General features: G+C 73.0%; 11 protein-coding genes. 7 read left to right on the forward strand and 4 right to left on the reverse strand.

What is annotated here, in order from left to right; genetic code table 11:
* Nucleotides 1-139: 139 nt before the first annotated feature.
* Nucleotides 140-1774, reverse strand: coding sequence for an ABC transporter ATP-binding protein (locus tag ABT084_RS33195; RefSeq protein WP_351052065.1), 1635 nt, complete (start codon nt 1772-1774; stop codon nt 140-142).
* 173 nt (nt 1775-1947) lie between these two features.
* On the reverse strand, nt 1948-4281 hold the full coding sequence (locus ABT084_RS33200; protein WP_351052068.1) for an immune inhibitor A domain-containing protein: 2334 nt from the start codon (nt 4279-4281) through the stop codon (nt 1948-1950).
* A 156-nt stretch (nt 4282-4437) separates the two neighbouring features.
* Between ABT084_RS33200 and ABT084_RS33205 the strand changes: the two genes are divergently transcribed.
* Nucleotides 4438-5703, forward strand: a complete 1266-nt coding sequence (locus ABT084_RS33205; protein ID WP_351052070.1) for a benzoate/H(+) symporter BenE family transporter — start codon at nt 4438-4440, stop codon at nt 5701-5703.
* Nucleotides 5704-5745: 42 nt separating this feature from the next.
* Nucleotides 5746-6450: a hypothetical protein gene (locus ABT084_RS33210; RefSeq protein ID WP_351052073.1), complete on the forward strand. Its 705-nt coding sequence runs from the start codon at nt 5746-5748 to the stop codon at nt 6448-6450.
* 38 nt (nt 6451-6488) lie between these two features.
* Here the strand turns inward: ABT084_RS33210 and ABT084_RS33215 are convergent, their stop codons facing one another.
* Nucleotides 6489-7157 carry a response regulator gene (locus ABT084_RS33215; RefSeq protein ID WP_351052075.1) on the reverse strand — a complete coding sequence of 223 codons (669 nt, stop codon included), beginning with the start codon at nt 7155-7157 and terminating at the stop codon, nt 6489-6491.
* Nucleotides 7145-8425: a sensor histidine kinase gene (locus tag ABT084_RS33220; protein ID WP_351052078.1), complete on the reverse strand. Its 1281-nt coding sequence runs from the start codon at nt 8423-8425 to the stop codon at nt 7145-7147. The genes ABT084_RS33215 and ABT084_RS33220 overlap by 13 nt, the downstream gene beginning before the upstream one ends.
* A gap of 162 nt (nt 8426-8587) precedes the next feature.
* Between ABT084_RS33220 and ABT084_RS33225 the strand changes: the two genes are divergently transcribed.
* The 5 genes from ABT084_RS33225 to ABT084_RS33245 all read left to right on the forward strand — a co-directional run bounded on the left by ABT084_RS33225 (nt 8588) and on the right by ABT084_RS33245 (nt 15019).
* Complete coding sequence (locus ABT084_RS33225; protein WP_351052081.1) at nt 8588-9334, forward strand: ABC transporter ATP-binding protein; 747 nt, start codon at nt 8588-8590, stop codon at nt 9332-9334.
* A complete protein-coding gene (locus ABT084_RS33230) occupies nt 9334-11316 on the forward strand; it encodes an ABC transporter permease (RefSeq protein ID WP_351052084.1) in 1983 nt (660 codons plus the stop codon). Before ABT084_RS33225 ends, ABT084_RS33230 begins: the two co-directional genes overlap by 1 nt.
* A gap of 139 nt (nt 11317-11455) precedes the next feature.
* On the forward strand, nt 11456-12127 hold the full coding sequence (locus tag ABT084_RS33235) for a response regulator (RefSeq protein WP_351052087.1): 672 nt from the start codon (nt 11456-11458) through the stop codon (nt 12125-12127).
* Between the two features lie 21 nt (nt 12128-12148).
* Entirely contained in the window at nt 12149-13528 is a 1380-nt protein-coding gene (locus tag ABT084_RS33240) for a sensor histidine kinase (protein ID WP_351052090.1), read from the forward strand.
* Between the two features lie 129 nt (nt 13529-13657).
* Nucleotides 13658-15019: a serine hydrolase domain-containing protein gene (locus ABT084_RS33245; RefSeq protein ID WP_351052093.1), complete on the forward strand. Its 1362-nt coding sequence runs from the start codon at nt 13658-13660 to the stop codon at nt 15017-15019.
* The last annotated feature ends 96 nt before the right edge of the window (nt 15020-15115 follow it).

A 15115-nucleotide genomic window follows, 5' to 3' on the forward strand; every position in this document is an offset into this window, starting at 1 on the left:
TGGACCCGCCCCCTGCCCGGCCCCGGCCCGGCGCCCCGCACCCTGGCGTCCGAACTCCGCTGGGCCACCGCCTTCCTGACCCCCTGGCTCAGCCGGGTGGGGGCGCTGGGTGGGGCTGGAGTGGGGCGGCCGGGGTTCGTTACGGGGTGTTCAGTAGGGCCGCCACCTGGTCGGTTGTCAGGCAGCGGAGGGGGCCCAGGATGTGGGTGAGTTGGGGGGTGAAGGCGGGTGAGGTCGTGAGGACTTCGGCGGTGGGGCCGGTCGTCGTCGTCTCGCCGTTCGTCATCATCACCACCCGGTCGGCCGCCCGGGCCGCGAATTCCACGTCGTGCGTGGCGATCAGTACGGCGCGGCCCCGGGCCGCCAGGTCGTCGAGGAGCCGGATCAGCGCCGATTTGGCCCGCTGGTCCAGGCCGCGCGTGGGCTCGTCCAGGAGCAGCACCCCCGGCGCGGCGGAGAGCCGGACGGCGAGTACGAGCGCCAGCTTCTGGCCCTCCGAGAGGTCCCGGGGGTGCATGGCGTCGTCGATCCCCGGCACCAGCCGGTCCAGGACCTCCCGCGCGGGCCGGGCGTCCGGTCCGGCCGACTCCGCGTCCGCCTGGGCGAGTTCCTCCCGTACCGTCGGGCGGGAGAGCAGGTCGGTGGGCGTCTGGGGGACCAGCCCGACCAGCCGCCGGGCCTCGGCGGCCGGCAGCGTCCCGGGGTCGCGGCCGGCCTCGCCGCCGACCGTCACCGTCCCGGACCGGCGCGGCCCCGCCCCCTGCAGGGCCCACAGCAGCGAGGACTTGCCGCAGCCGCCGGGCCCCATCAGCGCGGTGACCTCCCCCGAGCGCAGGGTCAGGTCGACCTCCCGCACGGCGGGCAGCCCCATGTGGGTCACGGTCACCGCGCGCGCCCGCAGCGCCTCGGCCCCGGGGGCCGCCCCGGCCCGGTGGGCGGCCCGCGCCGGTCCGGGCGTCCGGCCCGCCAGCTCGGTCCGCAGCGGCCCGGCCGCCCGCCGGGCGTCGCGCACCGACAGCGGCAGGGGAGTCCAGCCCGCGAGCCGCCCCAGCTCCACCACGGGGGGCGCGACCGTCGACGTACGGAACACCTCCGCCGGGTGGCCGGACACCACGGAGCCGTCCCCGGGGAGGTGGATCACCCGGTCCGCGTACTGCGCCACCCGCTCCAGCCGGTGCTCGGCGAGCAGCACGGTCACCCGCAGGTCGCGCGCCAGCCGGGTCACGGCCGCCAGCACCTCGTCGGCCTCCGCCGGATCGAGGGCGGACGTCGGCTCGTCCAGTACCAGCACCCTGGGGTGCGCGGTGAGGACGGAACCGATGGCCACGCGCTGCTGCTGGCCGCCGGACAGCTCGTGCAGGGGCCGGTGGCGCAGCTCGGCCAGGTCCAGCAGGCCGAGGATCTCCTCGGTCCGCTTGCGCATCACCATCCGGTCCACCGCGAGCTGTTCCATCGCGTAGGCCAGCTCCTCCTCGACGGTGTCGGTGACGAAGCCGTCGAGCGGGTCCTGGCCCACCACCCCCACGAGGTCGGCGAGATCGCGGGGCGGGTGCTCGGCCGTGTCCCGGCCGCCGACGGTCACCCGTCCGTAGAGGGTGCCGCCGGTGAAGTGCGGGACGAGGCCGTTGACCGCGCCCAGCAGGGTGGACTTGCCGACGCCGGTGTGCCCGATGACCAGGCACAGCTCCCCTTCACCGATGGTCAGGTTCACGTTCCGCAGCACTGAGCGGGGCGCGTCGTCGTACTTCACACTGACGTTTTCGAAGCTGATCACGGGGATTCCTTGGCGGTGCGGGCCAACTCTGGGGCTACAGCGGTGGGTTGAGGTTCTGGGATGGTAACCGACACCCCTGAGCGGAGCACCGCCGAAGCCGCACCGCATTGCCGCGCCGCCCGGACGAACGGCCCGCCGCCCCGAGGGGTGGCGGGCCGTCCGTCCGGTTCGGTTCAGTTGGCCGGGCTCACCTGCACCGTGGTCAGCGCGCCGCCCGACGCCTCCTTCACGACCGCGATGCGGGTCCCGGTGTCCGGCACCTTCACCCCGACCTGCGGCAGGTCGGCGTTCCAGTAGGTGCCGTGCCGGTCGTCGAAGACGGGCACGCCCGGGCGCGCGGGAACCACCAGCGGCGCCCCCGCCTTGTGCAGCACGATCCGGTCGCTCGGCCGCAGCGAGAACGTCGCGTCGAAGGTCTGCGCTCGGGCGTTGACCAGGGATCCGTCCGCGAACCGCAGCGCGTCGGGCCGGGCGTCGACCGGCAGCAGCAGGCCACCGCCCGGGTGCGCCTTGGTGGTGTTGTCGCTGTAGGCGGTGTCCCACAGCCAGATCAGCACGCCCTGCTGGTAGGGGAAGAACTCCACCGTGTCGTTGGTCTGCCCGAAGTTGTACGGACCCGTCTTGAGGTACTCACCGAAGCCGGTGTAGCGGCGGTTCTCCACGACGTACGCGCGCGGGTGCTGCTCGCTGCCGTACCGCCCCTCGGTACGGTTCCACTTCACCGCGGTCCAGCCGTTCGCGCCCTGCTCCGCGCCGTCGTGGAGCAGTTCCCGGCCGTCCGCCGTGATCTTCAGGTCGTCGAAGGCCACGCCCTTGCCGTGGGTGTTGCCGTCGGAGGTCACCCGCAGCCGCAGCGTGACGCTCCGGCCCGCGTACGCCTCCAGCGGCACCCCGAGCTCGGCCCAGCCGTTCGAGGTTCCGCTGATACCCTTCGCCGGGATCGCCGCGCCGCCCACCGTGCCGGGCAGCGCCGCCCAGGTCGACCCGCCGTCGGTGGAGGCCTCCACGGTCAGGAAGTCGAAGTCCTTCTCCACGTCGTACCAGACCCGGGCGTCGAGCCGGGCCGGGGCGCCGGCCGGGACCCCGGTGAGGTCGACCGTACGCGTCAGGGTGTTGTCCATGAAGTCCCCGGTGCCGCTCCACCACTGGGACGCGCCCTCGTACGGATCGGCCAGCTCGGTGCGCGTCACCGACGGCGGCAGGTGCACCAACAGGGCTTGTGGATTCTCGGTGTTGTATCCGGAGACGCCGAGCACCGCCTTGGTCCGGCGGCCCGCGTCGGCCTCCGTGTACTCGAGCCAGCCCAGCTGGAGCTTGCTCCACGCGTCCAGGTCGCCCGGGAAGGCACCGGTGGTGTTGCGGCCCTTGCCGAGGTAGGAGGCGGAGGACATGAGCGACCAGAAGTTGACGCTGTTGTCCCCGTCCGAGCTGTACAGGTCGGGCAGGCCCAGGTCGTGGCCGAACTCGTGGGCGAAGAGGCCGACGCCGCTGTTCTCGCCGCCGGTCAGATAGTCGCCCGCCCAGATCCCGGAATCGCCGACCGGGGTGCCCCCCGCCTTGTTGCCCGCGGGGCCCGCGGTGCCGGCCTGGTCGTAGTACGCGAACCAGCGGTGCGCCCACACGGCGTCCTTGCCCTGGGCGCCGCCGCCCCAGGTCTGGTCCTTGCCGGCGTGGACGATCACCAGGTGGTCCAGGTAGCCGTCCGGCTCGTTGAAGTTGCCGTCGTGGTCGGCGTCGTACCGGTCCCACACGTCGTACTCGGCCAGCTGGGCCTTGATCTGCGCCGGGGTGCGGCCCTTGGCCACCTCACCCCGGTACCAGGCGTCGGTGGCGTCGCGGACCAGGTCCCAGTTGGTGCGGCACTGGCCGGGTTCGGCGCAGTTGTCGGTGCCGTAACGCGCTTCGTTCCAGGGGAGCTTGACCCAGCCGCTGACCTGGCCGTCCATGTCGTAGCGGCCGGAGGACTGCAGGTCGTAGTAGGAGCGCAGGCTGACGTCCCCGGAGGCCCGCGAGAAGAACTGCTGCTGGTAGGAGGCCTGGCTGAAGTCCTTGCGCCACAGTGTGTGGTTGTCGCTCGTGCCGGGCTTGGGTATCGCGTTGTGCAGCGGGCCCGGGGTGCCGCCGAAGCGCGGCTTGCCCTCGTACTGCGTGGTGTTGTCGACCTGGTCGCCGAACTCGGCGAGGATCACGAACACCTTGTCCTTGCGTTCCTGGGCCAGCTCCACGTAGTTCTTGCCGACCTTGGCGGTGCGGGGGAGGGTGCCGTCCGCCTCGGCCTTCAGGGTGCCCGCGGCGCCGGGACCGGCCGCGACGTCTTCGAGGGCCTGGCGGCGCAGGGCCTGGCGCTGGAGTTCCAGGGGCGCGGGCGGCGGCGCGGCCGCCTGCTCGCTCTGGACCGACTGCTGTGCCGGTGCGGGTGGGACCGCGGCGAGCGCGGCCGGGGTGAGCACGGGGGTGGCGAGGAGGGCGAGTGCTATCGCCGCTCCTGCCGCGACGAGTCTGCGCAACGTGGCGGACCTTTCTGGAAGTTGGTGCCGAAGCGCAGGTAATATTTCACATGTCACAGATCACGTATAGAGGTCGCGTGCGACTCGTGGTGGAGTGCCGGTCCGGTGTGCGATCTTGGCTCTTCGACGCCCACCCCCGACGAGTGCGAGCACCCCATGAGCCGCTTCGGCGCGACCCTACGCAGGGCGGCCCCGGCGTCCGCCGTCACCGCCGGACTCATCGCGGTGCTGGTGGGAGTCACCAGCTCCGCGGCGATCGTCTTCACCGCCGCCCGGGCGGCGGGCGCGGGCCCCCGGGAACTCACCTCCTGGATGCTGGCCCTCGGCGTCGGCATGGGCGTGACCTGCGTCGGGCTCTCCCTGCGCCACCGCGCGCCGGTCGTCACGGCCTGGTCCACCCCCGGCGCGGCCCTGCTGGTGTCGGGGCTCCACGGGGTCACCATGGCGCAGGCCGTCGGCGCCTTCCTCGTGTCGGCCGCGCTGATCGTGCTCAGCGGGCTCACCGGGTGGTTCGAGCGCGTTATGGGCCGGATCCCGGTGCCGCTCGCGGCGGGACTGCTGGCCGGGGTGCTCGTCCAGTTCGGCACCGGCCTCTTCCGCAGCATGGACGGCCACTTCGCCGTCGTCTTCTCGCTCTTCGCGACCTATCTGGTGGGCCGCAGGCTGCTGCCCCGGTACGCGGTCATCGTGGCGCTCGCCGTGGGTGTCGCCGTCGCCGCCGGGCAGGGGTCGCTGCGGCCCGGCATGGTCCACTTCGCGCTCGCCGAGCCGGTGTTCACCGCGCCCGCGTTCTCCTGGCAGGTGATCGTCAGCGTGGCGCTGCCGCTCTTCGTGGTCACCATGGCCTCGCAGAACCTGCCGGGCGTGGCCGTGCTGCGCGGCGACGGGTACGGCAGGGTGCCGGTGTCCCCACTGATCAGCTGGACCGGCGCCACCAACCTCGTGCTCGCGCCCTTCGGCTGCTTCGGCCTGAACCTGGCCGCCATCACGGCCGCGATCTGCACCGGCCCCGAGGCCCACGAGGACGCCGACCGGCGCTATCTCGCCGGCGTGTGGGCCGGGCTGTTCTACCTCTGCGTCGGCGTCTTCGGCGGCACCGTCAGCTCCCTGCTGACCGCGCTCCCCGCCCCCCTCATCCTCGGCATCGCCGGGCTGGGGCTGCTCGGCACCATCGCCAACTCGCTGTCCTCCGCGCTCTCCGACGAGACCTTCCGCGAGGCCGCCGTGGTCACCTTCCTGGCCACCGCCTCCGGGGTGACCCTGCTGGGGATCGGGTCCGCCTTCTGGGGGCTGCTCGCCGGGGCGCTGACCCTGCTCGTGACGCGCGGCTTCCGGCGTGCGGAGCCCGTGGCGCCGACCGCCGCACAGCCCTCGCCGTCCATGACGGACGATCAGGGGCGTGTCGGGGTCGACTCGGGGTGATTCCCGATGCCCGCGCCCCGCGCACCCGGACAGGATCGGCCCATGACGAACAGAGCCGCGACCCACGGCGCCGCGACCCATAGCGCCGACACCCGGACCCCGGTGGGCAACCTCCCCGCTCCACAGCGCGGTTGGGGGCCCCGGCGCACCGCCTTCGCGCGGGCCGCCTTCGTCGCCGGGCCCCTGTGCATGGGTGCCTACGGGGTCGTCCGGCTCGCCAATCCGGAGCACCGGCCGGACCTCGCCTGGACCGCCGGGCATCTCGTCATGCTCGTCGGGGTGGCCCTCTTCGGGGCGGTCTTCCCCGGCCTGCGCCGGCTGACCGAACCGGTCACCGGCGCCGCGCGGTGGAGCGCGCGCACCGCGACCGCCCTCGGCCTGGCCGGCACGCTGGCCGTCATCGCGCAGGCGGCCATCGACATCGCCGTCGGCCTGCGCGCGGCCGACCGCCCGGAGATGCACCGCCTCTTCGACCAGGTGCAGAGCCATCCCGGTGTGATGCCCGCCGTCTACACCGTCGTCCCGCTGTTCTTCTACGTCGGCCTCATCTGGCTCGTGGTCCAGCTCGCCGTGCAGCGCCGCATCGCCCTCTGGCGTCCCGTCGCCGTGGTGCTCGGCACCGCCGTCTCGGCCGTCAGCCTCGACCTGATCCCGCTCGGCGCACTCCTCTTCTGCGCGGCGCTCTCCCCGCTGGCCCGCGACCTCGCCACCGCCGTCCGCCCGGGGCAGCGGACGGGCGGGGCCTGACGCTGCCCGACGCCGCCGGGCGCCGCCGGGTGCCGTCGTCAGCCCGGCGGAGCCTCGCCGCGCAGGTGGGCCAGGACCGCCAGCACCCGCCGGTTGCCCTCCGTCGGATCCAGCTCCAGCTTCATGAAGACGTTGCCCGCGTGCTTGACCACGGAGGCCTCGGTCACCGTCAGCCGCTGCGCGATGGCCTGGTTGTTGAGGCCCTCGGCCATCAGGGCCAGCACCTCCCGCTCGCGCGGGGTCAGCCGGGCCAGCGGCCTGCCCGCGCTCTGCTGCTGGAGCAGGACCCGGACCACCTCGGGGTCGATGACGGTCTGGCCGTCCGCGACCCGGTCCAGGGCGTCCATGAACTCCGAGACCTCGCCGACCCGGTCCTTGAGCAGATAGCCGAGGCCCCCCTCGGCCGAGGACGCGCCGCTGAACAGCTGGGTGGCGTACGCGGTGGCCACGTACTGGGACAGCACCAGCACCGGCAAGTCCGCGTGCCGCGCGCGCAGTTCGAGCGCCGCCTTGAGTCCCTCGTCGCGGAAGCCGGGCGGCATCCGTACATCGGTGATGACCACGTCCGGCCGGTCCGCGTCCACCGCTCGGGCCAGCTCGGAGGCGTCGCCGACCGCGGCGACCACCTCGTGGCCGACGCGCGAGAGCAGTTCGACCAGCCCCGCGCGCAGCAGGACGGAATCCTCGGCGAGCACTAGGCGGAGCACGGGACCTCCACGCGGAGCTGGGTCGGTCCGCCGACGGGACTGGTCACGATGAGCCTGCCTTTCAAAATGGCCACACGGTCCGCCAATCCTTGCAAACCGGACCCGGCGAGCGGATCGGCGCCGCCGTGCCCGTCATCGGTGATCAGCAGCACCAGCCGCTCACCGCGCAGCCGCCCCACGACCGCGACCGCGTCCGCCCCGCTGTGCTTGGACGCGTTGGTCAGCGCCTCGGTGACCGTGAAGTACGCCATGGTCTCCACCGGGGGCGGGAGCCGTCCGGGGAGTTCGATGTCCACGCTCACCGGGATCGGGTTGCGCAGGGCCAGCTCCGCGACGGCCGCGGCCAGCCCGTGGTCGGTGAGCACCTGCGGATGGATCCCGCGGACCAGCCCGCGCAGCTGCTCCAGCGCCTGGCGGGCCTCCGCGCGGGCCCGGGTGATCAGCGGCGAGAGCGCCGACTCCTGGCCGCGCAGCTCCAGTTCGGCCAGCCCGAGCGTCATCATCAGGGCCACGAGCTGCTGTTGGGCGCCGTCGTGCAGATCCCGCTCGATCCGGCGCCGCTCCGCCTCGAAGGCGTCGACCAACCGGGCCCGGGAGCGGGTGAGTTCGATGACCCGGTTCCCGAGGTCCTCCTCGCGCGCGGAGAGCAGGAACTGGGCGATCCGTACCTGCGCGCCCGCCAGCAGCCCGCCCGCGTACGCGGCCACGAGCAGGCCGAGCAGCCCCGCGGCCGTCCCCGGCAGGGCCGCGACCGGATCGTCGATGACCTGCCCGGGGATCAGCATCACGTGGTCCGGGGCGATCGCCCACACGATCAGCGGCGTGGCCACCAGCAGCAGGGACAGCCCGAGCAGGGCCGTGAACCCGAGACCGGTGGCGGTGAAGACCACGCCGAGCACGGGTACGTACGCCAATTCGCGCCAGGTCGCCCGCTCGCGCAGCCGGGTCCGCAGCCAGGGCAGGGCCCCGGTGCCCGGCAGTGAACCGTGCGGATCGGCCAGCGGCTCCGGCTCCACCAGGCGCAGCCGCCGCCGCTCGGCCGCGCCGACCGGGATCCCGGACACGGCGGCCCCCATCAGCACGAGCAGACCGATCCCGAGCACGGACAGCCCGAGCCCGAGGAAGAGCAGCAGCGCGAAGCCGACCAGGACCAGGAACCCCCACACGGTGCCGCCGAGCAGGAAGGCCCAGGCGCGCAGCGGCCAGCGGGACACGAGGTAGCGCAGGGGGCGCCGCCGCAGGGCCTCCCAGACGGCGACGGTGGTCATGACGAGGGCCTCCAGGGATCATGGTCCGCACCCGACCAGAGATCATGGTCTGGACCCGACTGTATCGGCCGGCGGGCCCCGCCGTAGGTAGGGGAAACCCCACTCCGAGGTCTCCGCGCAGACCCACTGCGCGGACCGGGTCCACCCTGCTGAACTGGGGTTATGCCCCTGCTTACCGACACCCAGCTGCCCGCCGTCCACCTGGCCTCCGTGACCAAGAGCTACCCGAGCGCGGCGGGCCCCGTCCCCGTCCTGCACGGGGTCAGCGTGGGCTTCCCGCAGCGGGCGCTCACGGCGGTGATGGGTCCCTCGGGCTCCGGCAAGACCACCCTGCTGCACTGCGCGGCGGGCCTCGACACGCCCGACAGCGGGCAGGTCTTCCTCGGCGACACCGACCTCGCGGCCTGCGACGAGCGCGAGCTGACCCGGGTCCGGCGCGACCGGATCGGCTTCGTCTTCCAGCAGTTCAACCTGCTGCCCATGCTCACCACCTACGAGAACGTGGCCCTGCCGCTGCGGCTCCAGGGCGGCCGGGTCAGGAAGGCCCAGGTCATGGAGGCGCTCACGCAGGTGGGGCTGGGAGACAAGGCGGACCGCCGCCCGGCCCAGCTCTCCGGCGGGCAGCAGCAGCGGGTCGCCATCGCCCGCACCCTGGTCGCCGAACCGGAGATCGTCTTCGCCGACGAGCCGACCGGCTCCCTCGACCGCCAGACCGGGCGGCAGATCATGGCACTGCTGCGCGACACGGTGGACCGGGCGGGCCGCACGGTCGCCATGGTCACCCACGACCCCGCGGCCGCCGCCTGCGCGGACCGGGTCATCTTCCTCTCCGACGGCCGGGTCGTCGGCCGCCTCGACCACCCGACGGCCGACGCGGTCGCCGCCCAGCTGAGCATGTGGGAGCGCTGATGTGGCGCATATCGGTCCAGTCCGTGCGCCACTACTGGGCGCTGTTCGTCGGTACCTTCGTCGCGCTTGCCCTCGGCGTGGCCCTCATCGGGGTCTCGGCCACCGCCCTGGCCGCCACCTGGGCGGTGCCCGAGCCCGCCGCCGGCCTCCCCTCGGTCACGCTCACCGACGGCGCGGGCCACGCCCGCACCCTCTCCGGCGGCGCCCTGGACATGGGCGGTGTACAGAGCGTGCTGGCGATGGCCGGGGTGGTATCGGCCTTCGTGACCGTCTTCGTCATCGCGGGCACCTGCGCCTTCGGCATCGCCCTGCGCCGCCGGGACATGGGGCTGCTGCGCCTGGTCGGCGCGGGGGGCCCGCAGGTGCGCCGGATGGTGCTGGGCGAGTCCCTCGCGGTCGCGGTGCCCGCCGCCGTGACCGGCTGCCTGGCCGCGGCCGTCGCCGCCCCCGGCGTGCTGGACGCCCTGAACGGGACGGGTCTGTCCCCGGTCGAGCTGCACCTGGGTCCGGTGCTGTGGCCGCTGGTGTTCGCGGCGGGCAGCGGTCTGCTCATCGCCGTACTCGGTGTCTTCGCCGCCTCGAAGCGCGCGGCCCGGGTACGGCCCACGGAAGCCCTGCGCGAGGCGGACCTGGACGCCAGGACGATGACCGGCGGGCGGGCGCTGACGGGCGCGGCGCTCCTCGTGGGCGGCGCCGTCACGGTCTCCATGGCTCCCGGCTCCGGTGCCGAGGCGGCCACGCCCCTGGCCCTGTTCGGCACGATGGCGCTGGCCGTCGCGGCGGCCCTGCTCGGTCCCGTGTACCTCCCGCCGCTGCTGCGGCTGCTGTCCCTGCCGCTGCGCTGGGCCGACCCGGTCGCCGGCCGGATGGCCGCCGCCTCGGTCACCACCTCGCGCCGCCGCACCGCCTCGCTGGTGGGGCCGGTGCTGGCCATCGTCGCCATCGTCGGGGTGTTCACCACCGTCCTGTCCACCGCCGGGGCCGCGACCGAGGCCGACGACCGGGCCCGTACCGCCGCGCAGCTGATGGTCGAGCCCGCGGGCGGCGGCGGCCTGAGCCCCGCGGACCTGGCGGCGCTGCGCGCCGATCCGCGGGTGGCGGCCGTCTCGGCGCCCGCCGCGCTGGACGTCGCGGTCGCCGGGCCGATCGAGGTGTGGAAGGACCAGGCGGCGGTGGTGGATCCGGCGGCCCTCGCCCGGACCCACCGGATCACGGTCACCGAGGGGAAGGCCGCCGCCCTGGCGCCCGGAACGGTCGCGGTCTCCAAGGAGTTCGCCGACTGGTACGGACGCCACGTGGGCACCGAGGTGACGTACGGCCTCTTCGGCGGCCGGCCGGTCAAGGCCACGGTGGTCGCGGTCCTGGACGGCGGGTCGGCGGTGCCGCACCTGCTGCTGCCCCCGGACGCGGCGGGCGCGGCCGCCGCCCCCGAGCGGGCGAGCGTCCTGCTCGACCCGCGGACCGCGGGCTCCGCCGGAGCGGTCGCCGCCGAACTGACCCGCGCCATCGGCCCGGACCGCGTCAAGGTCACCGAGACCGCGCGCTGGTTCGACCACGCGGCCACCGGCCAGGACCGGTTGAACCGGCTGGTGCTGCTGGTGCTGACCGGGCCCGCCTCGCTGTACGCGCTGATCGCCGTCGCGAGCACCCTGGTGATGTCCTACAGCAGGCGCGGCCGCGAGGTCGCCGGGATGCGCATGATAGGCGTGAGTGCCGGCCAACTGCGCCGCATGGCCGTGTGGGAGAGCCTCGGCACCACCGCGGCGGGCGTCGCGATCGCCGCCGCGCTCGTCGCGATCGGCGCCCGGGCCTACCGCGGCGCGCTCACCGTCCTGGGCGGCGAAGCACCGCTCAGCGTGCCCTGGGCGCTGCTCACCACCCTGGCCGGGTCCTGCATGCTGGTGGGCGTCGTGGTCAGCCTCGCCGCGACCGGCCGTTTGCTCCGGCAAGGCGGAGTGGCGGCGATCACTTCACGGCAGTAGGTCTCCTTCGGTGATCGGCGTAGCGTTCTCCGTCACGTCGCGCCTATGCTGGGCCCCCCACATGACACATCCCCTTCACGTTCACCATTCGACGGCCCAAGTCCGTCAACTGGCCTGATCCTCACGAGCAGGAGTTTCCATGCGCGTCGCGATCGCCGAGGATTCCGCGCTCTTGCGAGCAGGAATAGCGAGGCTGCTGGCGGACGAAGGAATTGACGTCGTCGCTTCGATGGGTGACACCACGAATGTGCTCGACGTGGTCCGCACCACCCGGCCGCACGTGGTGATCCTGGACGTCCGGATGCCGCCCACGCACACCGACGAGGGCATCCGGGCGGCCATCGAGATCCAGCGGCACTGCGAGGGGACCGCCGTCCTGCTCCTCTCCCAGTACGTGGAACACACGTACGCCGAGGAACTCGTCCGCAACGCCCGAGGTGGGACGGGGTATCTGCTCAAGCAGCGGGTGGGCGACTTCGACGAGTTCCTCTCCGCCCTCCAGCGGGTCCGCGCCGGGGAGACCGTCCTGGACTCCGACATCTTCAAGCAATTCGTGGGCAGTCCGCGGGAGAAGCGGGCCACGGATCTGCTGACGCCCCGTGAGCGCCAGGTACTGGAACTCATGGCGACCGGTCTCACCAATGGCGGAATCGTCAACCGCCTCGGCATCTCCGAACGCGCCGTGGAAAAGCATGTCACCGCCATTCTCGGAAAGCTGCAGATCCCCAATACCGGGGAGAATCACCGCAGGGTGCTTGCGGTGCTCGATTATCTGCGCGGCGTCGAACGGCTGCAAAACATCACCGAGTGAAATGTAGTGGTTCGTAGTTCCGTGAAATTGCCGACTCCTTACCGCGTCGCGGCCGGCCTCATCTACCTTTCCGTCGGCAGCCTGGTCGGCCTCTTGCTGGCCCCGCTCGTCGTCGTCTCCCTGGTGCTCCGCGCCATCTCGTGGCTGCCACTCGTCGGCCTGCCGAGAGTCGTCTCCCTGTGCGTGCGCGGCTGGGCCGCCGCCGCGCGGTGGGCGGGCCGGACGCCCGAGGACCGGCCGCCCCGCGGCAGCGCCCTGCACGAGGCGCTGCGGGAGGTGCCGGCCAGGATGGCGGCGCTGCGCGACGGGTTCTCCTTCAGCCTCCCGATGCTGCGCGCCGTCGCCGACCTGGAGCGGCTGCTGGCCCACTCGGTCGCCGTGGACCGCACCGGGCCGGGCGACCCGCCGCACCGGGTGACCGCCGTGCGGGAGGAGCAGCGCCAGTCCTCCGAGGCGAACTGGGACGACATCGGGTACCTCGGACTGCTGCTGCTCGGCACGGTCTGGCTGATCCCGCTGGCCGCGCTGGCGATCCCGGTCGTGTCCTTCCTCGTGGCCCTGCCCGTCGGCCCGACCGAACAGCTCGCCTTCGGCCCCGGCAACACGATCCTGGTCGACGGCCCCGGCACCCGGATCCTGGTCGCACTGGGCTCCGTACTCGTCTTCGGCGTCCTGATCGGCCTGCTGTTCGGGATGGGCCGGCTCCGCGCCCGCATGGTCCGCCGCATCCTCAGCCGGATCGACGAGGCCGAGGCGCAGCGCCGGGAAGCCGCCGCGGAGCGCCAGCGCATCGCCGCGCTGCGGGTGAATGACGCGGATTACCGGCGACTGGAACGCGATCTGCACGACGGCGCCCAGGCCCGGCTCGCGATGCTGCTGATGACGCTCTCCTATGCGAAACGGCGCAGGAGCGATGACGCCGAATACCTCGCCACGCTGATCGAGGAAACCCACGAGGAAATCCGCCGGGCCCTCGACGAGATACGCGATCTGGTCCGCGGAATTCAGCCGCCCATTCTGAGCGACCGCGGGCTGGATGCCGCCGTCATCGCGCTGACCGAGAAATTCCACGTGCCTGTCTCGGTTTCCGGCCGGCTGGAGCGCAGGCCGGATGTCAATGTGGAATCCGCGGCCTATTACATCATCGTGGAATGCCTGGCCAATACGGTCAAGCACGCGAGCGCCACCAGCATCGACGTCAGCCTGGACCAGTACGACAACCACCTGGTCGTCTCGGTGACGGACGACGGTGTCGGAGGCGCCACCTGCACGGCCGGTACGGGCCTGCGCGGCCTCGAGGACCGGGCCGCGGCCCTCGGCGGGCGGCTTGATGTCGCCAGCCCCGCCGGTGGGCCCACTACGGTCAGGGCCACGCTGCCCTGGTCGATAAACAAGGTCTGACCTGCGTCTTTGCCTCACATCGAAACTCCTTGCCCTTCCTTGACCGGGTGGCCGAGGATGTGGGGGTACGGGTAACCGCACCATCCGGGGTGCGGGTAGCCGCACCTACCGGAGAGATGGGGGAGAGACGTGGAGGCGCACCAAGCGGCGGACCGGCTGCGAGAACTCGCGCATGACCACACCGTTCCCGGCGCGCAGCTGACCGTTCACCGGGCGGGGCAGAACCTGTCCGTGGCCACCGGAGTGCTCCGCGCGGGTGCTCCCGCCGCGGTCACGACCGCCACGGGATTCGCCTATGGTTCCGTCACGAAGGCCTTTACCGCCACGCTGGTGGCCCGGCTGGAGTCCGACGGCGATCTGGAACTCGACGATCCGGTCGGGGAGTACCTGGCCGAGTTCGACGCGGCGACGGATGACGCGATATCGTCCGTCACCCTGCGGAATCTGCTCAGCCACACCGCCGGTCTGATCGCCGACCATGAGCCGGACCGGGCGGACGACGCCTCCCTGGCCCGTTATGCGGCGAGCATGGCGACCACCGCGTCGCTGCATGAACCGGGCAGCTTCTTTTCGTACTCGAATTCCGGATACAACATTCTGGGCCGGGTCATCGAAGCCGTCACCGATATGACGTGGCAACAAGCGATGGGGAATCTCCTGCTGCGCCCGCTCGCCGTCGATCCGCTGTTCCTGCACGGCCCGGCGGCCCCCGGCCGCGTGCGGGCCGACTGTCACACGGTGCGGCCCGGTGAGCGCGTGGCGCGTCCGGCCGACCCGTACGTGCCGCCCAGTTGGGCACCGGCCGCAGGCCTCGCGGGCAGCGCCGACGACCTGATCGCACTGGCCCGGCTCCACCTCGGCCACCACCCCGCGTCGGCCGCCCTGGCGGGTGCGCGGGGATTCTCCGGGACGGGTGCGCGGGTGGCCGCGGCCGATGCCTTCGGCATGGCCGACGGCTGGGGCGCGGGACTGGCCCACTACGCCTCGCCCGAGGGCGACTGGCTCGGGCACGACGGCACCGTCGACGGAAGCACCGCCCACCTGCGGTTCCACCCGGCGAGCGGCACCGCCGTGGCACTGACCACCAACTCCACCACGGGCACGCTGATGTGGGCCGATGTCGTGGACTGGCTCCGCGAACTCGGCGTCCCCGTCGGCGACTACCGGCCCGCTCTGCCCCAAGAGGCTTCCCCGCACGGGGACGTGAGATCACTGATCGGCGAATTCCGCAACGGTGACACCTGTTTCGCCATCCACGCCCACGGCGACGGCGACGGCGGGAGCGGCGGCGACGGCCGGGGGCTGCGGCTCTCGGACGGCACCGGCCTGATCGCCGATCTGACCCTGTACGACGGGCTGGTCTTCACCGCCCGGCGCGCCGACGCCCACGAGGCGCCGTACACGGGCCGCTTCGTCCTCGACCCGGCCACCGGCGAGGCCACCCTGCTGCAGCTCGGCGGACGCTCCGCCCGGCGCGTGGCGGCCGCGTAAGCCCTCGCCCCCGAGCGGCGGCCCGACCGAGACCTGACCACCCGGCCGGGCCGCCCATCCGCCGCACCCCTGGCCCGTGCCCCGCCCGGCAAGCCC

This window comes from Streptomyces sp. NPDC002138, from assembly GCF_040296485.1.
GTDB lineage: Bacteria > Actinomycetota > Actinomycetes > Streptomycetales > Streptomycetaceae > Streptomyces.